The following is a 22,795-nucleotide window of genomic DNA, read 5'->3' on the forward strand; positions in this document are numbered from 1 at the left end:
AGCTTATGTCGGGATTTCAACTATTTTAAAATTCATGATTATTAATCAGCCTGTTATTTGTAAATATTTTCCAAAAGATTTGTCTATATAAAAAATTCTTCGTTATTTTGCACTCTCAAATATTATACAAATAAGAACATCGAGATATGTCAAGAATTTGCCAAATAACAGGAAAGCGTGCAATGGTTGGTAACAACGTTTCTCACGCTAATAACAAAACGAAGCGTCGTTTTGAAATTAACTTATTAGAGAAGAAATTTTACCTTCCGGAGCAAGATAAGCACGTAACACTGAAAGTATCAGCTCATGGATTGAGAGTGATTAACAAGATTGGAATCGAGGAAGCTATTGAAAGAGCTACTAGAAACGGATTGATTAAAAAGAATTAATAAATCATGGCAAAAAAAGGAAACAGAGTTCAAGTAATCCTTGAATGTACAGAGCACAAAGAGAGTGGTATGCCAGGAATGTCTAGATACATTTCTACTAAAAATAAAAAGAACACTACAGAGAGATTAGAGCTTAAGAAGTATAATCCAGTTCTTAAAAGATCTACCCTTCACAAAGAAATCAAGTAATTTATAAATATAATTTACCATGGCAAAGAAAGTAGTAGCAACCCTACAAAGCGGACAGTCAAAAAAAATGACTAAAGTTGTGAAAATGGTTAAGTCATCTAAGTCAGGTGCTTACGTTTTTGAAGAAAAAGTAATGAATGCAGACGAAGTAGACGGTTATTTGAAGAAATAATCTCCACTTTATTTACAATATAAAAAACTACTCAGATTTTGGGTAGTTTTTTTGTTATCTTTGTTCACCAGATTATTAATTAAATATACCTCTATATGAAAAAGATTCTTATTCTGGTTTTCACAGAAATTTTTCTATTTTCATTCGGTCAGAAAAAGATGGACAATGTAGAATTTAAAAACTCAGCTGAAGTTTTCTCCATTAAAGGACTTTCACAATCAACAAGCATTGACTGTGGAAATTCTAAGATGATCTTTCTTTCCGGACAAGTTCCACTGGATGTTGCCGGCAACCTCGTTGGAAACGACGTAGAGAAGCAAACCCAGCAGATTTTTAAAAACATTGAAGGCATCCTGAAAGAATATGGAGCTACAGCAAAGGATATTGTAAAACTGGGAATTTTCGTAACCGATATTTCTAAAATACCAGACTTTAGAAAAATTCGTGACTTGTATATCAACCTTCAAAATCCTCCAGTGAGCAGCCTTGTGGAAGTGAGCCGTCTTTTCAGAGATGACGTACTTATAGAAGTAGAAGCCACGGCAGTTATAAAAAACAAATAAGAATGAACTATGAGTTGGTTTAAAAATATTTTCAAAAAAGAAGAAAAAGAATCTTTAGATAAAGGTCTGGAAAAATCCAGCCAGGGGTTCTTTGAAAAAATGACGAAGGCCGTAGTCGGTAAAAGCAAGGTAGATGATGAAGTACTGGATAATCTTGAAGAAATACTTATTGCATCTGACGTAGGCGCATCCACCACCATCAAGATCATAGAAAGGATTGAAGAACGCGTTGCCCGTGATAAATATGTAAGCGTAAGCGAACTTGACAATATCCTTCGTGAAGAGATCTCAGGACTGCTTCTTGAAAACCCTCACGCAGGAACAGGAAATATAGACAGCTCGAAAAAGCCTTATGTCATCATGGTAGTTGGAGTAAATGGTGTAGGAAAAACAACGACAATCGGGAAACTTGCTCACCAGTTTAAATCTGAGGGCAGAAAGGTTGTACTTGGAGCAGCAGATACCTTTAGAGCGGCAGCAGTAGACCAGCTGACGATCTGGAGCGAAAGAGCGGGTGTTGCTATCGTAAAACAGGATATGGGCTCAGATCCGGCTTCTGTGGCTTTCGACACCGTACAGAGTGCCGTTGCACAGGAGGCAGATGTGGTGATCATTGATACTGCGGGAAGACTTCACAATAAGATCAACCTGATGAATGAACTTTCTAAGATCAAAAGAGTCATGCAGAAGGTCATCCCTGATGCTCCTCATGAGATCCTTCTGGTTCTTGACGGCTCTACAGGACAAAATGCATTTGAGCAAGCAAAACAGTTTACAGCAGCCACTGAAGTAAACGCATTGGCAGTAACAAAACTTGACGGAACTGCCAAAGGTGGTGTGGTCATAGGTATATCAGATCAATTCCAGATTCCGGTAAAATATATCGGTGTAGGTGAAAAGATGCAGGACCTCCAATTGTTTAATGGTACAGAATTTGTAGATTCTTTTTTCAAGAAAAGATGATTTTTATCATATTTATCTTTAAATTAGTATTTCAACTTTTATACATTATTAACAATTAAAAATTTAGGACTATGGGAATTTTAACTTGGATCATATTTGGTCTTATCGCGGGTGCAATTGCAAAACTTATTATGCCGGGAACACAAGGCGGCGGTTGGCTGATAACGATTATCTTAGGTATTATTGGAGCCTTCGTAGGAGGATTTGTAGGCAGCTTTTTGGGATGGGGAACGACAGATAGTTTCGATTTCAGAAGTATGCTATTAGCCGTAGGCGGAGCTTTAATTGTTCTTTGGATATACGGAATGGTAACAAAGAAAAGCTAGCATTAGCAGATAAAAAATAAAATCCCGGATCTGAAATTCAGATCCGGGATTTTTTGTACAATATAATTTAGTTTAGTTGATCTTAATCTGGTAAGGCATTTCCATTTTCACCTCAGACTTCAGTTTCTCATCTGTGATCTGCTGAAGGATTTCATAGTTGGCTTTTCCTATTTTATTTTTAATGATTCTTGCTGAAATATCTTCTTCATTAAGGTCTTTAAAGATCTGCTCAAAAGGAGTCATTCTCTTAGGATATGAAGATACGTGGTAAGATTTTAAACCTGCTTTTTGTGCAGCAAACCTCACAGCGTCATTCAATGTTCCTAACTCATCTACAAGCCCAATTTCCTTGGCACGAACACCACTCCATACTCTCCCACCTCCTACACTGTCAATCTGCTCGAAAGTCTGCTTTCTGTTTTGAGTAACAAAGTGTACAAATCTCTTATAGGTTCCTTCTACACTTCTCGTGATCAGATTGACTCCGTAAGGCGTCACACCGTTCAGAGCTGAATAATACTGAGAATTGGCATTGGTCGCAACAATATCTGAACGAATCCCGTTTTTATTAGCAAGATCTTTATAATAAGGGATCACTCCGAAAACTCCGATAGATCCTGTCAGTGTATTAGGCTCAGAATAGATCTTATCCGCTGCCATTGCGATGTAATAACCTCCTGAAGCAGCATAGTCCCCAAAAGAAACTACTAAAGGTTTTTTCTTTTTCAATTGCTGAAGTTCAAATAAAATCTCATCCGAAGCATTGGCACTTCCCCCCGGAGAATTGATTCTGAAGACCACTGCTTTTACTTTATCATCATCCTGAAGATCTCTGATATACTTGATGTATTTTTCAGAATAGATTTCGTTATACCCATCTCCGTTGTTAATTCCTCCTGACGCATACAATATAGCCACTTTCTCTCCTGCTTTGTCTTCATCTGCGTAAGAATTGATATAGCCTGCTAATGATACTTTATTCAGCTTTTCTTTTTCTTTAAGGCTCAGCTTAGATTTTATCATCTGATCATACTCTGTTTTCTGGATCAGTTTATCCGCAAGCTTATATTTTAAACCCAATTCAGGAATCATTCCGTATAAGCTGTCGACAACTGTTTTAAACTGAGCTGTATCAATTTTTCTTGAAATGGCCATCTTAGTGGATGTATTTTTCCAGATATCATTTAAAAGTGTACTCAGCTGCTCTTTATTTTCAGGGGAAATATCATTTCTTAAAAAAGGCTCTACAGCTGACTTGAATTTTCCGTGACGAATCACTTCTATCCCAATACCATATTTATCTGCAAAGTCTTTAAAAAATGTAACTTCAGTAGCGAGTCCTTTCAGTTCTATCATTCCGGATGGGTTAAGATAATACTGATCAGCTACAGATCCTAGATAATAAGAAGCCTGTGATACTCCATTTCCGTAAGCGTATACAAATTTTCCGCTCTTTTTAAAATCTTCAATAGCATTTCTGATATCATCGATTTGCGTCATCCCTGCATGCAGATCATCAGCCTCAATACTTATCCCTTTAATATGATCATCGGTCTTCGCTTTCCTGATAGCCTCCAGGACATCATATAGCAAAACGCTTTTGCTTTTATCATTAATATTAAACAGCCCTACTTCCTCTTCAGTTGGACTATCTATTATATTGGTCTTTAAATTAATCGTCAGAACAGAATTGTTTTTCACCGCAACAGATTTATCGCTCCCCATGGAACTGAATACAATCATCATAATGAAAAAGACGAAAAATATAGCACATAATAGGACAATTGCCACTATATTTGCCAATACGTTTTTAAAGAAACTTCTCATAAATCAATCAATTTTCTAATATGTCGCAGAATAAGGTCGTTTTGTTACTGGGAAGTAACCTTGGAGATCAAAAAAAAAATTTAGAATACGCTTTACAGAAAATCAGTAAGAGTGGTAATAAAATATCACAAACAAGCGAATTTTTAATTACTGAACCCGTAGAGTTTGTTAGTTCCAATATTTTTTGTAATATTGCATCAATAATATTCACGCGTCTTTCACCAATTCAACTGCTTGATTTTGTTAAAGGTATTGAAATGGAAATGGGTAGAGTTAATGATTCAACATCATCTGGAAGTTACAGCGATAGAATAATAGATATTGATATCATTAAATATAACGATTTGAAATTCAAATCAAAAAGATTAGAGATACCCCATCAAAAGCATTTATTTGAAAGGGATTTTTCTAAAATATTATTGAAAAATTTTATCTAAATAAAACATAAAACATACAATATGAAATTAGGTTTATTATTATTGGCCGCACTGCCTATCACAGCTTACGCTCAGGACAGTACAACAGTAAACTCTTCAACTGAGTATCCTAATACCTTCTCTTCAGGTTCTGCTAATGTAAAACCATTCGACAATAAGTCCAGACGTTTCAACGACTGGTCTATTTCTGTTGGTGGAGGCGCAGCATTTATGGCTCATTCCGATCTTAGATCTTTTTATGACAAAAAGGTTAATTGGGGATATAGTGCCTATGTAAGTGTTGACAAGCAGATCACGCATGCTTTTGGATTAAGCCTTATCTATCAGAGAGGTGAAACAAAACAGAAAGCAATGTTAGAAGGCGCAGTAGGTGCTGCGGCAGGGGTAGGTACAGCAACTACTAAATTTGATCAGGTTGCTTTAATGGGAGATGTTAACTTTTCCAATCTATTGAGAAGAGTTGATAACCACTCCCCTTATAGATGGGCTTTACACGGTTATGCAGGAATTGGGTTCCAGGGTTATAATACTTCTCTGCATGACGCAAACGAATTCAGATGGAGTGACGCTCCAAAAAGAGTTCCTTTGTTTATCAAACAAAATCTCGACATTAACTCTCTATTTTATCAGTTTGGAGCAGGAGTGAAATACAAAGTATCAAAGCTTATCGACATCGAAGCGAGAACAATGTATATTCTAAGTGGAGATGATGAATTTGACGGAGGCGGATGGGCTGGTCCAAACGACTACGATCCTGCAGCTTTCGGTTCAAAGTATAACATGATCAGCGATTCGAGATCTGATAATGCATGGACAGTTACTTTAGGAGTTTCTTTCAAACTAGGGAAAAATTTATCTCACTTAGCATGGCATGATCCTCTTCAGGAAGCATACTACAGAACAAGCGTTTTAGAAAATGCATCTACAGATCTTGTTGTATGCGAAAAAGGAGACGCTGATAATGACGGTGTATGTGACGATTGGGACAGACAACTAGATACTCCTGCAGGAGCAAGAGTAGATGGTGCTGGAGTCGCTTTAGATATGGATCTTGACGGAGTGATAGATTTATATGATAAGTGTGTAACGGTTCCCGGACCTGTTGAAAACAACGGATGCCCTACAAAATAGTAAACAGCGATAAAAACTGTTTTTATAAAAATAAAATCATTTAATTAACTAAATAAAAAATACACTATGAAATTAAGTTTAGCAATTGTAGCATTAGCACTGGCAATTCCAGCCACAAGCTATGCACAAGACTCAACAGCAGTTTCAAATGGAGAATATCCAAACACATTTTCTTCTGGTTCTGCCAATGTTTCCCCGTTTACCAATCAGTCAAAAAGATTCAACGACTGGTCTATTTCAGCTGGTGCAGGTGTACCGCTAGTTCAGTCAGGAGATTTGACTTCTATTAAGAATGGTAACGGTAAGAATCTTTTCGGATACTCTGCTTATGTAAGTATTGATAAAGCGATTACTCATGCATTCGGTTTAAAATTACAATATGACAGAGGTGAAACAAGACAAGGATGGTTCAATACTAAGGATACTGCTCCAGATGCAACAGCGGTAGGTGCAAGAACTCAGTATGATGCAATCTCTTTATTAGGAGATATCAACTTCTCTAACTTATTGAGAAGAGTTGACAATCATTCTCCTTTCAGATGGGCACTTCACGGTTATGCAGGTATCGGTACGATTGCTTACAGAGCATATCAAAAAGATATTACCGGACAGAAAATGGTTACAGAAATTAAACCATTCAAGTTTGGATCTATGTTTATGCAGGCTGGTGCTGGTTTAAAATATAAAATTAACAGAAGAATTGACCTTGAAGGCCGATTGATGTATGTAGTAACCGGTGATGATGAATTCGACGGTGGAGGTGACAAATACAGTGCTATCAACAAACGTGAAGAGCAGGTATCTGACAACTTCTTCAATGCTACTTTAGGTATTTCATTGAAACTTGGAAAGCATGAGTCGCACTTAATGTGGCATGACCCACTTCAGGAAATCTATTACAAACTTGATGTTTTGGCTAACAAAAACCAGGATATTGAAGTATGTAAGAAAGGTGATGCTGATAACGACGGAGTTTGTGACGATTGGGACAGACAGCTTGATACTCCTGCTGGTGCAAGAGTAGATGGTGCTGGTGTTGCTCTTGATACAGACCTTGACGGTGTAATCGACCTTTACGATAAGTGTGTGACTGTTCCTGGACCTGTTGAAAACAACGGATGTCCTACAACAACTACAGGACCTGTAGTAGAAACAGAAACTAAACTTGAAGGAATTGAGTTTGATTTAAATTCTGACAGAATTTTACCTTCAAACACTCCAATCTTAAATAATGCTGTTTCATATATCAACTCTTCAAACGGTTCATATAATGTAATCGGAGCTACAGATACAAGAGCTTCTGATGCTTATAACCAAAAATTATCTGAAAGAAGAGCTAATAGCGTTAAAAGTTATTTAATCAAAAGCGGAGTAGAATCTTCTAAATTAAACGCAATCGGTAAAGGTGAAAAAGACCTTAAATATCCTGAGTGTGAGCCAGCTACTAAATGTCCTGAATGGAAAAACAGAGCAAACAGAAGAGTATACTTCGAAGCTAAATAATACAATTAGCAGTAAATATATTAAAGCCGTGCCTTGCACGGCTTTTTTTGTTGTAATACTTTTATTACTTTTACCCTATGATTTCTCAGCAGGATTTCCAAAAGTTAAAATATGATACCCTAAAGTTTTTTTGGGGCTATGATAGTTTCAGAGATTCTCAGGAAGAGATCATTAACGCAGTTATCAATGAAAGTGACAGCCTCGTCCTGTTACCTACGGGTGCCGGAAAATCACTCTGCTACCAACTACCAGCCTTATTAAAAGAAGGCACCTGTCTGGTTATTTCTCCCCTGCTAGCCCTGATGAAAGATCAGGTAAGCCAGCTTAAGCATCGCGGTATCGAAGCAGACTATCTATCCTCCGAATTGGATGAATATGATGCTGAAGCAGTCTATGACCGTTGTAAGGACGGACTTACCAAACTCTTGTATGTGTCACCGGAAAGATTGACTAACAGACAGTTTTTGCAGAATATTGAAGAAATTCAACTGTCTTTTATTGCCGTAGATGAAGCTCACTGTATTTCAGAATGGGGACAGGATTTCCGCCCTAGTTATCAGAACATCAAAGAATTTAGAAAAAATAATCCCAAGATTCCCTGTCTGGCTTTAACGGCCACTGCCACTCCTAAAGTACTGGAAGAAATAAAAAACAAACTGGAACTTAAAAAACCTTTTGTTTTCCAGAAGAGCTTTAAAAGAGAGAATATCAGAATCTTTATGGATGAAGTTTCAGATAAGTTTCAACGTGTTTTTGATATTTTAAAACACAACAATGACTCAGGAATTGTCTACGTAAGAACCAGAAAAGATGCAGAAATGCTGGCAGAATTTCTTAAAAAAAATCAGGTAAAAAATGTAGATTATTTTCATGCCGGTTTAACGACAAAAGAGAAAAATACACGGCAAAATATGTGGAATCAAAGTGACAATCATGTCCTTATTTCCACCAATGCTTTCGGGATGGGAATAGACAAGGACAATGTCAGATTTGTCATCCACTACTCTCCTGCACCATCATTAGAGAATTATTACCAGGAAATCGGAAGAGCAGGAAGGGACGGAAAAGACAGTTTTGCATTTCTTCTCTGGAATAAACAGGAACTTATTAATTTTGATGAGATCTTAAAAAACCAAACACCCAACAAAGCAGAGTTTTTAAAGATTATCACCTATCTCTATTCTATTTTTCAGGTGGCTGAATATGAATTGCCGGAAAAAGTATTCCAGCTTAATACTCAGGGCATACAAAACTTCACAAGATTGTCGAAAGCTAAGATCAGTAATGTTCTCAATTTTCTTCACAATCAGGAAATCATCTTTCATAACGACAACAAAAGCCTGTCTTCACTGGAGCTTCTTTTCAATGCTGATGAAATAGACCAGCTTCCACGAAAAGACGCTTATTTTATAGAGCTTCTACTTCGTACGGTATCAGGAATCACTACACACAAAGTAATGTTCAGTGAGCAGCAGGTAAGTAATAAAATCGGTGTAAGCGTTCCGCTGATCAAAGAACGACTGAAGGAACTTCAGCAGAAAAATTATCTGGAATATGTAGACGGTGCCCTTTCGAGCATTAAATTTCTAAAACCGCGTGATGAAAGAGTAACCCATTCAGCCTATTGGAAACTTTTTGAGCATATCCAAAAAAATAAGATTCAGAAATGGGAGGAGATCAAGTTTTTTATAGAAAATAATGATTACTGTAAAATGAAACTTATTCTCGCCTACTTTGGTGAAAAGAATACGAAGAACTGTGGACAGTGTTCAGTCTGCGAAAAGAATAAACAGTCGATTTTCGGAAAAAATATTTCTCAGCAAATCATTAATCTATTGGCTAAAAAACCTTCAACCATTGAAGATCTTTCGGTACAGCTCAACTATCATTCTAAAAACAACATTTTAGAAAACCTGATCTTCCTTTTAGATGCCGGAAAAATAAAAATGCTGAATTTCAGAACGTATGCGCTGAGTAATGAATAATCGTGAATAGTGAAATTTTGCTTCGCAAGTGAATGGTGAATGATAGAATCTAGATTTCAGACACGGGATAGGAGACTTTTCTAGGTTACAGACTCAAGAGAGAGCCAGGAAATAAGATTTTAGATACCCAATTTCAAATAAATACTTTTACGGTAAATTTAGCAACTAATAACGAGCAACAAGCAACTATCCCCACTCCCATCCACCCTAAAACTCTACAGCCCTAATACTCTCCAACTCCCAAAAACCCTTATCTTTGTCCTATGAAATCATTGAAAGTCGTTTTTTTAGGAACTCCGGAGTTTGCAAAGACTTCTTTGGAGGCTATCCATCAGTCAAAGCATGAAGTAGTAGGTGTTGTAACGGTAGCTGATAAAGCTAGTGGTCGCGGACAAAAGATCAGTCAGTCTCCTGTAAAAGTGTATGCTTCAGACAATCATATTCCTGTTTTTCAGCCGGAAAAATTGAGAAACCCTGAATTTTTAGAAGAACTGAGAAAGCTGGATGCTGATGTTTTTATAGTGGTCGCTTTCAGAATGATGCCAAAGGTTCTTTTTGAAATGCCTAAACTGGGAACTTTCAATCTTCATGCTTCTCTTCTTCCTGATTACAGAGGCGCAGCACCAATCAATTATGCCGTAATTAATGGAGAAGAAAAAACCGGAGCTACCACATTCTTTATCAATGAAAAAATTGATGAAGGGAATATCCTTCTTCAGGAAGAGCTGGAAATTTTACCGGATGAAAATGCAGGAAGCCTTCACGACAGATTGATGGAAATGGGTTCAAAACTGGTAGTAAAAACACTTGATGGCCTTGCAGAAAATGCTATTGTAGAAAAGCCTCAACCTCATGTGGAGCATCCTAAAAATGCTTATAAAATATTTAAGGAAGACACCAGAATCAACTGGAAGGCTCCTTCAAAAACAGTTCATCAGTTCATTCTTGGCATGTCACCTTATCCGGCTGCTTTCACCACTATAAAAATTGGAGAAGAAGAAAAAGGATTAAAAATATTCGCTGGAAAATTCGAAATTTCAGATCATGGAAAACCTTCCGGAACTTTGGATATTTCTAAAAATGAATTTAAAATCTATACAGAAGACGGCGTTTATTTCCCACAGGAACTTCAGCTTGAAGGCAAAAAAAGAATGACTGTGAAAGATTTTCTGAACGGGTTTAGAAATTTTGACGAAATAAGCTTGTAGTTGATGGGTTTCGGGTTTGGGAGTTTGGGAGTTTAAGGGTAAGAGAGTTTTAGAGTATATGAGTGGAGTTGCTGGTTGACAGTTGCTGGTTCCGAGACTCAATATAAAAAAGTCTAATATCTCTGACCTGAAATCCGATGTCTGAAATCTGGCATCTTAATTCTCGGTTATCATATCCTGATTCTCCCATTCACCATTCACTTGCGAAGCAAAATTCATCATTGACTTATTAAAAGCTCTGTCACAGTTTAAAAATAAAAAAGGTTTAGAAAAATTCTAAACCTTTTATCTTGAAATTATTTATAAAATGATCATGTTAATTAACAATTGATCATTCACAATTCACATTTAAAGCTGAACCAGCTCGGTCACCTCTACATCATATCCTCCAACCTGAGGCTTGATATTAGGGTTCTGCGTGATCACCTTGAATTTATTGATTCCCAGATTCTTCAGGATCTGTGTTCCGATACCGTAATCTCTGTAATTGTATGCCAATGTAGGATGCTGCTCCTGCCCGTCCTGATAATTCAGAAACTGCTGAAGTTTTCTCAGTGTATTCTCAGAATTTGAAACGTTATTGATGAAAATAACGGCTCCTTTCCCTGCTTCATTCACCATATGGGTTACTTTTTCCAATAAAGGTTTTTCACCGTTGTTAAGTCTTGTCAATACATCAAAATAAGAATCTGAAGACTGAACTCTTACCAAAACAGGTTCATCAACTGTCCATGCTCCTTTCGTTAATGCAAAATGGATCTGGTCGTTAGATGTTTCTCTGAAAGCATAAAAATCAAACTCACCATAGGCTGTTTTTACTTTTCTTTCTTCCAGTCTTTCGATAAGGTTTCCTTTTTTAAGCTGATAATGAATCAGATCTTCAATAGAAACAATCTTCATATCATGCTTTTGAGCGAAAACGTGAAGCTCAGGCAAACGTGACATAGTCCCGTCATCATTCATTATTTCACAGATCACACCTCCTTCTTTTAAACCAGCTAACTGAGTAAGATCAATGGCAGCTTCCGTATGTCCAGCTCTTTTTAAAACGCCTCCTTTTCTTGCACGAAGCGGGAAAATATGTCCGGGTCTCATGAAATCTGTAGGTTTGGATTTTTCATCCATCAAAGCTAAAATTGTTTTTGCTCTGTCACCGGCGGAAATACCTGTAGAAGTTCCGTTTCCAAGAAGGTCAACAGAAACGGTAAAAGCGGTCTCCTTAGGATCACTGCTTCTGCTTACCATTACTTCAAGACCAAGCTCGTCACATCTTTTTTCAGGAAGCGGCATACATATAAGTCCTCTTCCGTGGAGTGCCATAAAATTGATAATTTCTGGCGTTGTCAATTCTGCAGCGCAAAGAAAATCTCCTTCATTTTCTCTGTCTTCATCATCTACTACTATGATTATTTTACCATTTTTAAGGTCTTCAATAGCCTCTGGAATAGTATTTAATTTAATATCAGACATGTTTACTTTTTATTTGTGCAAAGATACTTATAAAAATAAGCATCTGCCAATTAATATAGAGGGTTTGTTAGGCTTTGGATAAAGAGTTTGCTGCCTCTCTGAAAATTTCATAAGATCTCAGTCTTTTCTGATGATCGTAGATATGTGAATTGATAATTAATTCATCTACATTGAATTTTCCCTGAAAATCTTTCATCTTTTCTTCAATTTCTGCCTGATCTCCTATAAACGTATATCTTAGTTTCTGAAGCACCATGGATTTTTCCATGGGAGACCAGATATCATCCATATCATCTACCGGTGGTGCAAAAGGTTTACGGTCATTCCTTACAATATTGATGAATGCCTGGAACAAAGTAGTGGAAATTTTGTGAGCCTCTTCTGAAGTTTCTGCTGCCACACCATTAACACAGGCCATGATATAAGGTTGCTCCAACTGTTTTGAAGGCTGAAAATGTTCTCTGTAAATTTTAAACGCCATTTCCATCTGCTCGGGAGCAAAATGTCCTGCAAAAGCATAGGGAAGCCCAAGTTCTGCAGCCAGCCATGCACTGTCTGTACTGGATCCCAGCATATACAGTGGAATATCCAGACCTTCACCCGGAATCGCACGGACCAAAGCATCAGAATTTTCTTTTGAAAAATACGTCTGCAGTTCTAAGATCTGTCTTGGAAACTGTTGGTTGATGATCGCAGGATTTCTTCCCAGGGCCTGAGCGGTAAGACCATCAGTTCCGGGAGCTCTTCCCAGACCAAGATCTATTCTCCCCGGAAAAAGAGATTCCAGGGTTCCGAACTGTTCGGCGATGATAAGAGAACTGTGGTTGGGAAGCATAATTCCTCCTGATCCCACTCTTATTGTTTTCGTTCCGTTGGCAATAAAGCCGATCAGAACAGAGGTCGCAGAACTGGCAATGCTTTCCATATTGTGATGCTCGGCAAGCCAGAATCTTTTATAATTTAAATTTTCAGTATGGTTTGCTAAAGATAAACTGTCCTGAAAGGTATCGTGAATGCTTTTCCCTTGCTTTACGGGAGCAAGATCCAGCACCGATATTTCAAAATTTTTCATATCGAGATGTTTATTTTAAAGGTGACATAGAATCTCCTTTCAATTTCATTATTTTAAATTTTAGGTTCTAAAAACCAAACAAATTTAAACCAATAAAATTGCATTAGTTACTTTTTGTAATTGATAAGTCTGATCGCCTAGTTCAGGCAAAAACTATTGAAAAATTTTAAATCTTAATTATATCTTTCGTAAATGAATTTCAGGAAATAGGATAAGGAAAAAAAATTACTGCTGTAGTATCTGTTGCATTCTTTTCGGATGAATTCTTATATACCTAAGACAGATTATTGGTGTAAAAAAATTGAAAAATCTCCACTATCTTCTATTTTTCATACGCCTCCATTATCTTTCGTGCAACTGGACAATAAAACCAAAACAAGTTCACCTCAATTTCCATAGCTTTCCTTTAAAATATTAAAGCAAAGCTTATTAATTATTAAAAAAAATATTTTAACATTAATAATTCATTAATAAGTGAAATAAAATACTATATTCGTATATAAAAAATAGACTAAATTTTAACACCAATAAAAAATATTATCATGAACAAAAAATCTAATAACCTATTTCAGAAAATACTGACAAAAAGAACTGTCTTTATAAGCTTTATTATTGCCGCTACTTTAGCATCTTGTAATAAAAATAATGAAGAGATGATGACAGAAGCCCACACAACAACCCTTCATGCTGAGAGCATTAAAAAGGGACAATTGGAAGGCCAGACTATTACTTATGAGAGAAAAGATGGAATGAACTTTTTCCAGGGGGATATTGTACTATCCGACAAACAGTTAGTGGGAGATAATTCTAAAGGAGGCGCCAGCTTTTCAAGATGGCCGGGAGGTAAAATTTACTATACTGTTGCCAGTAACATGGGTTCTATAAATGCAAATAAAATTACCAGCGCAGTTAATGAGTATAATACTAAAACCAACACCCAATGGATTCCCCGTACCAATCAAACGAACTATGTGGAATTTATTTTCGGAAGTTCATCCGGATCAGATGGATGGGCTCATATAGGATTCCAGGGTGGAAGGCAGAATATTTCTTTGGATCAATATATTTCTGTAGGATCGGTAATTCACGAAATGGGACATACCGTAGGGCTTTATCACGAACATGCGCGTAAAGACAGAGATCAATATGTTAGTATCCAGTGGAACAACATTCAGGATGGGCAGGCTTATAATTTCAATATGTATAATTCAGGAACGGATATAGGTCCTTTCAACATTAATTCAGTGATGATGTATTGGCCAAATTCCTATTCTAAAAATGGGCAACCTACTATTAAGAGAGCAAACAATACCAACTTTACCTACAATAGAACCGGCTTTACAACCGGAGATATTAATACAATCAATACGATGTATCCATAATTTCCAGTCTAAAAGGCTTACAATACAACTAAGGAAAAGAATTTTATGAATTCTTTTCCTTTTTAAAAGTATAATGATTGATCAAAATCCTGATCTCGTTAAATTCAAAATCGTTGGGCAATGCATTCTTCCATTCCGTTAAGGTTTCGTGTGGATTTTTGTAGAACTGGTCTTCAAATGCTTTGATCTTATCAGAAGTGATGACTCTTGAAATATCCAGCAATCCCTGCTCTGCAAATTTCGCTAAATGCCCGATCACGGTTTCTTTTACCAAACCTCTTTCCATTGCAATTTCACCGATGGTTTTTCCTTGTTCAAATAGCTGGAAGGTCAGGACCTGCGAAGGAACTTTTGCAATTTTTAAATTGATTTCTTTATCATTTTTTTCATCTAAAAGCTTCGTTTCCAATAAATGAGCCTCTTTCAGACTGTTCAGGTATTCTTCTGTATCTTCCAGCCATTCCCTGAATTCTTCATTATACTGTTTTAAGCCTTTTGTCCCTTTAATTTCAGCATAAAATTCTTTCAACGGATTGAACACTTTATCCCTGATTTCCGTAAAAAAAAAATTAACTGCCCCTTTCGTTTTACCTTCAATTTCAGACCATTCTTCTTTGTTCTCAATAAAATTATTAACCTTTTGTGAAATAACCCTTTCCAGTTTTTCGAAAATTTTTCCAAGATTAACAATTTCATGTTTCAGCTGAAGATAAAGCTGATTGGTTTTTACATGATCGATACTTTTCGTGGTTATTGAAAGTTTATTCCATTCTTCCACTTCATGCAGAAACCACAGACAGTTGACTGTACGGAGGACTTTCCTGATGCTGTAATCATATTTTTCACGGTTCAGGATAGCTTCTACATTGTCATTGGCAAAAGTATTCCCCTGGAATTGCAGAATTCTGTTATCCTTAAAAATAACCTCCGGTGTAATTTTGGATTTTAAAACAATTCCTTCCAAAGTACGGCATCTTGACAAGGCTACATAAACCTGTCCTGCTGTAAAGCTTTTTCCTGCATCAATAATAACATTGTCAAACGTTAATCCCTGACTTTTGTGAATGGTAACCGCCCACGCAAGCTTGATCGGGAACTGTTCGAAGCTTCCGAGCACTTCTTCTTTGATATTTTTTTCAGTGTCGAGGAAATATTTTTTCTGTTCCCACACTTCCCTTTTCACCACAATTTCTCTTTCGCTTCCATCGAGAACGACTTTGATTTCGTTATCATCAAGTGACATGATTTCACCCAACTTTCCGTTGAAATATTTTTTCTCTCCGGTAATATCATTTCTGATGAACATCACCTGTGCCCCTACTTTCAATTCTAAAAATTGTTCATTGGGAAACTGGTTTTCCTTGAAATCACCAAAAAGTTTAGCTTCATAGGTTTTCACTGTCAGGTCAATTTCTTCCAGCTTTTGCTGGTTGATCTCATCGGCCATTCGATTGTGCGAACACAGATAAACGTAGGAATCCGTTCCTGCTTTAAAATCAGGATCATATCTTTCGTTCAGCACATCAAAATTAATATTCGCTACATCTCCGTCACGAATCGCGTTTAGAATATCCAGAAATTTCTCATCCGATTGTCTGTACACTTTAGTCAGTTCAATAGTCAGCAGCGGAATCTCTTTAACAGCATGACTATCGAAAAAGAAAGGAGACTGGTAGCAAATCTTTAAAATATGTTCGTCCCTTACAACGGGAGGAAGCTGATACAAATCTCCAATGAACAACATCTGAACCCCGCCAAATCGCTGATTATTCCTTCTGATAAACCTCAGAGAAAAGTCCATCATATCAAGAACATCGGCCCTCAGCATGGAAACCTCATCAATAATCAGGACCTCCACTTCTCTTAAAAGTTTAAGCTTATCTTTTCTGTATTTGAAATGGGGCATCAGATCGGCAATATTATTCGCCAAACTTCCATCAATACGGTCCGTAGTCGGTAAAAAAGTCCTTAAAGGCAAACCAAACATAGAATGGATTGTTACTCCTCCTGCATTGATCGCGGCAATTCCCGTAGGAGCTACTACAATATACTTTTTCCTTGTCTTCTTTACAAAGTCATTAAGGAAGGTTGTTTTTCCGGTTCCTGCTTTTCCCGTAAGAAAAACACTTCTGTTCGTATGCTCTATTAAGTCAAAAAAATGATTGTTCATCGCTCCAAAATTACGCAAAATGAATTTGAATTTGTTACCTTGGCATAACTTTTGAAAATTCTTTAACAGAAAAGAAATTATAATGAAAAAATTTTTCATCAATATTCCATTACTAGCATTATGCACTACACTTACCGTAGTTTCATGTAATACATCCAAGAATCTCAATACCAATCTTCCTAAAGATATCTCAGAAAGACCAGCCGATGAGGACAGTCAGAAATATGAGCAGGCCCAACTGGATAAGATAAAAGCATCCATTGAGTCTGAGGCATTGAAAGAAAAATGTACTGATGCCTCGGAATGGACATTTGCCCCGATGGGAGCCAAAGCTTGTGGAGGACCTCAGCAATATGTCGCATATCCTAAAAAAATTGAGACTACGCTATTACCAAGAATTGAAGATTATACACAGAAAGTAAAAACCTTCAACGAGAAGTACAATATTACTTCTGACTGTATGATGCTCATACCACCAACTTCTATCAAGTGTATCGCTGGAAAAGCAATGCTGATAATGGCAGAACAATAAAAAGAAAAAATCGAAGCAAAGGTTATATATTCCGTTGAATCATCAACAAAAACTCACTCAGGAGTTGATACTAAGGATAAAAAAAGCTCTATCAATTTGATGGAGCTTTTACTATTTTGTGAATTTTACTTCGTAAGTGAAGGTGAGTAGAGCCAAGAAACAAGAGCCAAGAATCAAGATGTTAGACATCAGATATTAGACATGAGACCTTTATAGTAAGTTAAAAACTAGCAACTGTCTACCAGTAACTAAACTCCCAACTCTAATACTCTAAAACTCTCCTACTCTCAAACTTCAAGATTCTCCTTATACCATGAAGAATATTTTACATAATTATCAGCGATTCTGTTGACTTCGCCTTCCAGCAACTGGGCAGAAATATCTTTAATTTTTTTTGCCGGAACTCCTCCCCAAACTTCTCCTGACTTGATATGAGTTCCCTGTGTTACCACAGAACCTGCACCTACAATAGAATTTTCTTCTACCAGACAGTCATCCATTACAATTGCTCCCATGCCAATCAGTACATTGTCTTTGATGGTACATCCATGGACAATCGCATTGTGGCCTATGGAAACATTATTTCCAAGAATTAAAGGATATTTCTGATAGGTACAGTGCAGCATGGCATTGTCCTGAACATTTACTTTGTCGCCCATTTTGATGTAGTTTACATCTCCTCTGATTACTGCATTATACCAGATACTGCAGTTCTTTCCCATGATAACGTCCCCGATAATGGTGGCCGTTTCTGCTAAAAAAGTATCCTCTCCTATCTGAGGTTTTTTTCCTAAAAGTTCTTTTACAATTGCCATAGCTTTAATTTGATGATTTGAAAATGAGTTCATTTAAAGATTATACTTCTGCTCCCACTCATTTCCAACTTCTGAATTTTTATTTCTAAATGAGTGTGATAGCAAAAATCTAATTTCTAATCTCTGACTTCTAATTTCTAATTGCGTATTTTTGTATCTCAAATTTAACGAAAAAATGCGTACGATACTTATAGAACCAACTGAAAACCCGAAAGTGATGAAATTTGTCGCGGATTATAACCTGATCCCGGGATCTTTAGAGTTGGACAGAAGTTCAGATATTTCAGAAATTCCTTTAGCTCAGGAACTTTTCAACTATCCTTTTGTCGAAAGAATTTTCATTACTGCTAATTTTGTAGCGATAGCAAAGCAGGATACAATAGAATGGGAACATGTGGCTGACAGCCTTAAAAATGTTATTGAGGATGAATTATTGGCTAATCCGAGAATTTACCTTCAGAAAAAGAAAGAGATGTATCAGATCTATGCAGAGATGACTCCTAATCCGAATGCCATGAAATTTGTTTCCAGCAAAATGCTTATTGACGGTTTTGTGGAAGTAAAATCAAGAGAGGCTGCAGACGGAGTTCCTTTAGCACAAGCGATCTTTAAGGAATTTGATTTCGCTAAAGAAATTTTTATTTCTGATAATTTTGTTGCCGTGACAAGAGATGATTCTGTAGAATGGCATCAGGTCATGATGGCTGTAAGAGGTCTTATCGCGGAATACCTTCAAAATGGTGGTGAGATTTCAAATATTGAACCTCAGAATCATGAAAGCCCTGTTGAAAAGATCATCAACAGAGAATATACAGACGATGAGCAGAAAATTTCAGATATCTTAAATGAATATGTAGCTCCTGCAGTAGAAAATGACGGTGGAAAAATTTCGCTGATGGAATATGATCAGGAAAGCAAAACCGCAAAAATGCTTTTACAGGGTGCTTGTTCAGGATGTCCAAGCTCTACTGCTACTTTGAAAAACGGTATTGAAAATATTTTAAAACAATTCGTTCCTGATCTGGTTGAGAAAGTGGAAGCGGTAAATGGGTAGCTGGTTTTGAGTTTTGGTGTTTGAGAGTATTAGATTTGGGAGTTTAGTTACTGGTTGACAGTTGCTGGTTTCTAGCCTTACTTTAAAAAGTCTCATGTCTCTGATCTCATATCTGATATCTGGCATCTATACCCATACCCTATCAATTGAAATTATAATTAAAAAAAGAAAGTTTTGCAGAAAGAATCCCTCCAGCCAAAGAAAGGAATTTTATTAGTCAATCTGGGATCACCAAGATCAACGGCGGTAAATGATGTAAAGGAGTATCTTGACGAATTTCTCATGGATGAAAGGGTGATTGATTACCGTTGGTTTTTCCGGGCACTGTTAGTTCAGGGAATTATTCTTAAAACAAGACCTGCAAAATCTGCAGAAGCTTATAAAACAGTATGGACGGATGAAGGTTCGCCTTTAATTGTCATCACTCAAAAAATTCAGAAGAAACTTCAGAAAATTGTTGATGTTCCTGTAGAAATCGGAATGAGATATGCTCAACCCAGCATTGAAGCAGGAATTCAGAAATTAGTTGATCAGGGAGTTTCCGAGATTGTTCTTTTTCCTTTGTATCCGCAATATGCTATGAGTACAACGGAAACAGTCATTGAAAAAGCTGAAGAGGTAAGAAAAAAGAAGTTTCCGAAGGTAAAGATTAATTATATCCAGCCTTTTTACAACAGAGATATTTATATCAACTGTCTGGCAGAAAGTATCAGGGAAAAACTTCCTGAAAATTTTGATGCGCTGCAGTTTTCTTATCACGGTGTTCCGGAAAGGCATATCTACAAAACAGATCCTACCAATACTTGTAATCTTAATGACTGCTGCTCAAGAGACAGCAATCCAAGCCATAAGTTTTGTTACCGTCATCAATGTTATAAAACGACCAGCCTTGTTATTGAAAAATTAAATCTTCCCAAAGAGAAAACCATTGTTTCTTTCCAGTCAAGATTGGGAAATGACAAATGGATTGAACCTTATACAGATGAGACTTTAGAAACGATTCCTAAAAAAGGAGTAAAAAATCTGGCAGTTGTATGCCCGGCTTTTGTTTCCGATTGTCTTGAAACTCTGGAAGAAATTTCAGTAGAAGGTAAAGAGCAGTTTCAGCATGGAGGCGGTGAAAACTTCCACTATATTCCGTGCCTGAACGATGAAGACCGATGGATCGATGTGGTAAAAATACTTTGTGAAGAAAAACTAAGTGATTTTTATTTGGTATAACTTCGTCAATACATAAAACAAAAAGGGGCACAAAATTAATTTTGTGCCCCTTTTTAAGATATCTTAAAATTTATTTCTTGATCAGGTTTCCTGCTTTTTGTCCGTTAACCGTTACTACGTATACTCCTGAAAGGATATTAGAAGGTAACCGAACATCTACTTTATTGTTACCGTTGGTAATCTTGATCTTTTCAGAAAGCTCTCTTTTTCCTGTCAGGCTCACTAATTCAACAATTCCGTTTCCTTCTTTTCCTTCAAATTCAACAGTAAATTTGTCGGTAGCTGGATTTGGGCTGATGGTGTAAAGTGAAGCATCAGGAGCAGCCATTTTTCCTGCAACAGAAGTTCCTCCGCCAACACCTACTGCATTCCATGCATTGGTTACCTGAGTAACTTCAACTCCGCCAGCTCCGTATAGATCTGCCGCTGCCTGAAGAGAAGAAGTTCTTGCGTTGGCATACGTAGAAGAAGAAGTAAGATAAGTCGTTAGTGTTCTATAAGCAATTGCCGCTGCCTTATCTAAGCCGATTCCCGTAACATTATAAGCAAAACCATTATCATTTGTACCAGAACCTCCGGTTACTAATAGATAATACCAGAAATTAAGTACTCCCGAGTTCGTATGAACTCCACAATAATCATTGGTAGTTTGTCCCGGTACTGCACAGCCTGTAGTAGTTGCATCTTTCCAGTATGTTCCTTTGTAAGTATCAGGCTGGCTGTAAGCATTAGGATTAGCCATATCTCTGATCACATAACTAAAGTCTTCCCCTAACTTCCAGCTTGCCTGAGTAGGTCTTGCCCAAAGTTCTATACTGTTTCCGAAAATATCAGAAAAACCTTCATTCAATGCTCCTGATTCTCTTTGATAAGCCAGATTGGCTGTTTTTGAGGTCATACCATGGGTAATTTCGTGACCACAAACATCTAATGCCGTTAACGGTTTATTTCCGTTTGTTGAGCTTCCATCTCCATAAGTCATTCTGGAACCATCCCAAAAAGCATTAAAATAGTTGGTTGAGTAATGTACGTAAGATTTTATGGCAAAATTATTATTGTCTATACTCTTTCTGCCAAATTTTGTATAAAGATAATCTAAGGTCATTTCAGCTCCCCAGTGGGCATCAGTAGCATATTGATCTTTACTGGTGTTTACGTTGTTCCAGTTGTTATCAGTATCTGTAAAGTCTACTGCCCTCGAATAATTGGTTCCTTTTTTCAGGTTGTAAGTTTCTACAGCTGTGCCGGTATTTCTTCCTGTTTCTCTTAATCTGTAGCTTCCATTGTATGAATCTGCCACTATAGATCTGTTTCCACTATAAGCAGTTGTAGCAGTTCCGGGAGCATTGGTTTCGTGAATCAATGCATCAGTTCCTAAAACTGCGCCATTTTTAGCATCTACGAAAACGTATTGTCTGCTTAATGGTTTTTCTGCATAGATATCAAATTTGTAAGCAAGCTTCAGATCGGTCAGCTTTTCATCAGAAGGATCTGAATAGTACACCAATTCTCCTTTTGGAGCAAAAGTTGCATTAGGATTTTTAGATTCGTTTTTAAGGAATTCCTCTTCTTCTTTGTTCTGCCATTTATAAGAATCAGCCCCTACAAAAGATAAAGCACTCTGCAATGCAATACTTTCAGAAATAGCCGGTTTTTTTTCTGCAGATGCAGGTGTTTTAAGGATCCATTTTCCGGTTTCCCCTACTACTTTGCCCCCTTTTGTTTGCACTGCCATCATTCCGTATTCTACAGGAATATTATTAATTGTCTGCTGGAATCTGTGGGTTTCAAAACCAAGTGCATCTTTTTCTGAACCTAGTCTTAAACCTTGTCCCTGTGAAACTCTTTTAGTTGTTTCATCAAATAAAACAGGCTGTCCCTTAAAATCCGGTCCGTTTTTGTCGAACCTGATAAGTTCTGCATGAAGTCCGTTTTTACCAGAGATTAGTTTTGATGGAGTTTCTTGTCCAAAAGAAAAGGAGAAAGCGGCAACGCTTACTGCTAAGATAAATTTTGTTTTCATAAAAATTTTTGTTTAATGTGAAACGAATTTATATTTTTTTTGTAAAAAAAAAGCGGAATCAATAAATAAAACTTAAAAAACAAATAGAACAATTGTTTTAAATTTAATTTTTTTTTAAAAACATTGTAATTAATTAAAAACAATTTTATTCCTACAAAAATTATAGACTAATATTTTTTACACAATTCAACATTTTATGAAATATTTTTTTCAATATGCTAAGCATAATACTTGATTGTCTTATAAATCCTCTGACATTCTCTCAAATTATGTATTCATCATAGTTTCAAAAAAAAAACCATCTCATGAGAGATGGTTTTTCTATATCGTATTTTATTTTAAGTAATTTGTTATTTCTATGAA

20 protein-coding genes and 1 pseudogene are annotated in these 22,795 nt (G+C 36.7%); 15 read left to right on the plus strand and 6 right to left on the minus strand.

Features of this window, described 5'->3' with window-relative positions; translation table 11 throughout:
• Window positions 1–146 precede the first annotated feature (146 nt).
• From rpmB to HHL23_RS15625, 6 genes are all read left to right on the plus strand, one after another.
• Window positions 147–389, plus strand: coding sequence for a 50S ribosomal protein L28 (rpmB, locus tag HHL23_RS15600; RefSeq protein WP_002976757.1), 243 nt, complete (start codon window positions 147–149; stop codon window positions 387–389).
• A 6-nt stretch (window positions 390–395) separates the two neighbouring features.
• Complete coding sequence (gene rpmG / locus HHL23_RS15605; protein WP_027373683.1) at window positions 396–578, plus strand: 50S ribosomal protein L33; 183 nt, start codon at window positions 396–398, stop codon at window positions 576–578.
• A 19-nt stretch (window positions 579–597) separates the two neighbouring features.
• Window positions 598–750, plus strand: coding sequence for a DUF4295 domain-containing protein (locus HHL23_RS15610; RefSeq protein ID WP_002976755.1), 153 nt, complete (start codon window positions 598–600; stop codon window positions 748–750).
• A 95-nt stretch (window positions 751–845) separates the two neighbouring features.
• The gene (locus tag HHL23_RS15615; protein WP_169235720.1) at window positions 846–1,313 is read left to right on the plus strand and encodes a RidA family protein; all 468 of its coding nucleotides are present in this window, start codon (window positions 846–848) and stop codon (window positions 1,311–1,313) included.
• A 9-nt stretch (window positions 1,314–1,322) separates the two neighbouring features.
• Window positions 1,323–2,276, plus strand: coding sequence for a signal recognition particle-docking protein FtsY (gene ftsY / locus HHL23_RS15620; protein ID WP_169235721.1), 954 nt, complete (start codon window positions 1,323–1,325; stop codon window positions 2,274–2,276).
• Between the two features lie 71 nt (window positions 2,277–2,347).
• Complete coding sequence (locus tag HHL23_RS15625) at window positions 2,348–2,602, plus strand: GlsB/YeaQ/YmgE family stress response membrane protein (protein ID WP_169235722.1); 255 nt, start codon at window positions 2,348–2,350, stop codon at window positions 2,600–2,602.
• 72 nt (window positions 2,603–2,674) lie between these two features.
• Here HHL23_RS15625 and sppA read toward each other — a convergent pair whose 3' ends face one another.
• Window positions 2,675–4,429, minus strand: a complete 1,755-nt coding sequence (sppA, locus tag HHL23_RS15630; protein ID WP_169235723.1) for a signal peptide peptidase SppA — start codon at window positions 4,427–4,429, stop codon at window positions 2,675–2,677.
• 20 nt (window positions 4,430–4,449) lie between these two features.
• On the opposite strand from sppA, the gene folK reads away from it, so the two are divergent.
• The 5 genes and pseudogenes from folK to fmt all read left to right on the plus strand — a co-directional run bounded on the left by folK (window position 4,450) and on the right by fmt (window position 10,693).
• Complete coding sequence (folK, locus tag HHL23_RS15635) at window positions 4,450–4,866, plus strand: 2-amino-4-hydroxy-6-hydroxymethyldihydropteridine diphosphokinase (RefSeq protein WP_169235724.1); 417 nt, start codon at window positions 4,450–4,452, stop codon at window positions 4,864–4,866.
• Between the two features lie 21 nt (window positions 4,867–4,887).
• Window positions 4,888–5,991: pseudogene (locus tag HHL23_RS15640) on the plus strand (OmpA family protein); the annotation flags it as partial.
• 72 nt (window positions 5,992–6,063) lie between these two features.
• Window positions 6,064–7,500, plus strand: a complete 1,437-nt coding sequence (locus HHL23_RS15645) for an OmpA family protein (RefSeq protein WP_169235726.1) — start codon at window positions 6,064–6,066, stop codon at window positions 7,498–7,500.
• A 77-nt stretch (window positions 7,501–7,577) separates the two neighbouring features.
• The gene (locus HHL23_RS15650) at window positions 7,578–9,485 is read left to right on the plus strand and encodes a RecQ family ATP-dependent DNA helicase (protein ID WP_169235727.1); all 1,908 of its coding nucleotides are present in this window, start codon (window positions 7,578–7,580) and stop codon (window positions 9,483–9,485) included.
• A 263-nt stretch (window positions 9,486–9,748) separates the two neighbouring features.
• Window positions 9,749–10,693, plus strand: coding sequence for a methionyl-tRNA formyltransferase (gene fmt / locus HHL23_RS15655; RefSeq protein ID WP_169235728.1), 945 nt, complete (start codon window positions 9,749–9,751; stop codon window positions 10,691–10,693).
• Window positions 10,694–11,041: 348 nt separating this feature from the next.
• Here fmt and ribB read toward each other — a convergent pair whose 3' ends face one another.
• Together ribB and HHL23_RS15665 are read right to left on the minus strand one after the other, a co-directional pair.
• Window positions 11,042–12,163 (minus strand): 3,4-dihydroxy-2-butanone-4-phosphate synthase, encoded by a 1,122-nt coding sequence (ribB, locus tag HHL23_RS15660; protein ID WP_169235729.1) that lies wholly within the window; start codon window positions 12,161–12,163, stop codon window positions 11,042–11,044.
• A 67-nt stretch (window positions 12,164–12,230) separates the two neighbouring features.
• Window positions 12,231–13,235 carry an LLM class flavin-dependent oxidoreductase gene (locus HHL23_RS15665; protein WP_169235730.1) on the minus strand — a complete coding sequence of 335 codons (1,005 nt, stop codon included), beginning with the start codon at window positions 13,233–13,235 and terminating at the stop codon, window positions 12,231–12,233.
• A gap of 542 nt (window positions 13,236–13,777) precedes the next feature.
• On the opposite strand from HHL23_RS15665, the gene HHL23_RS15670 reads away from it, so the two are divergent.
• Window positions 13,778–14,617 (plus strand): M12 family metallopeptidase, encoded by an 840-nt coding sequence (locus HHL23_RS15670; RefSeq protein WP_169235731.1) that lies wholly within the window; start codon window positions 13,778–13,780, stop codon window positions 14,615–14,617.
• 43 nt (window positions 14,618–14,660) lie between these two features.
• Here HHL23_RS15670 and HHL23_RS15675 read toward each other — a convergent pair whose 3' ends face one another.
• Entirely contained in the window at window positions 14,661–16,787 is a 2,127-nt protein-coding gene (locus HHL23_RS15675; RefSeq protein WP_169235732.1) for a helix-turn-helix domain-containing protein, read from the minus strand.
• An 82-nt stretch (window positions 16,788–16,869) separates the two neighbouring features.
• Here HHL23_RS15675 and HHL23_RS15680 point away from each other — a divergent pair, with 82 nt between their 5' ends.
• Window positions 16,870–17,319, plus strand: coding sequence for a hypothetical protein (locus HHL23_RS15680; RefSeq protein ID WP_169235733.1), 450 nt, complete (start codon window positions 16,870–16,872; stop codon window positions 17,317–17,319).
• A gap of 287 nt (window positions 17,320–17,606) precedes the next feature.
• Here the strand turns inward: HHL23_RS15680 and HHL23_RS15685 are convergent, their stop codons facing one another.
• Window positions 17,607–18,134 carry a gamma carbonic anhydrase family protein gene (locus HHL23_RS15685; protein ID WP_169235734.1) on the minus strand — a complete coding sequence of 176 codons (528 nt, stop codon included), beginning with the start codon at window positions 18,132–18,134 and terminating at the stop codon, window positions 17,607–17,609.
• Window positions 18,135–18,309: 175 nt separating this feature from the next.
• On the opposite strand from HHL23_RS15685, the gene HHL23_RS15690 reads away from it, so the two are divergent.
• A complete protein-coding gene (locus HHL23_RS15690) occupies window positions 18,310–19,188 on the plus strand; it encodes a NifU family protein (protein WP_169235735.1) in 879 nt (292 codons plus the stop codon).
• 174 nt (window positions 19,189–19,362) lie between these two features.
• Complete coding sequence (hemH, locus tag HHL23_RS15695; protein ID WP_169235736.1) at window positions 19,363–20,409, plus strand: ferrochelatase; 1,047 nt, start codon at window positions 19,363–19,365, stop codon at window positions 20,407–20,409.
• 70 nt (window positions 20,410–20,479) lie between these two features.
• Here hemH and HHL23_RS15700 read toward each other — a convergent pair whose 3' ends face one another.
• Complete coding sequence (locus HHL23_RS15700; protein WP_169235737.1) at window positions 20,480–22,432, minus strand: M4 family metallopeptidase; 1,953 nt, start codon at window positions 22,430–22,432, stop codon at window positions 20,480–20,482.
• Between the last annotated feature and the right edge of the window lie 363 nt (window positions 22,433–22,795).

Origin of the sequence: Chryseobacterium antibioticum, from assembly GCF_012927325.1 — a bacterium.
GTDB lineage: Bacteria > Bacteroidota > Bacteroidia > Flavobacteriales > Weeksellaceae > Chryseobacterium > Chryseobacterium antibioticum.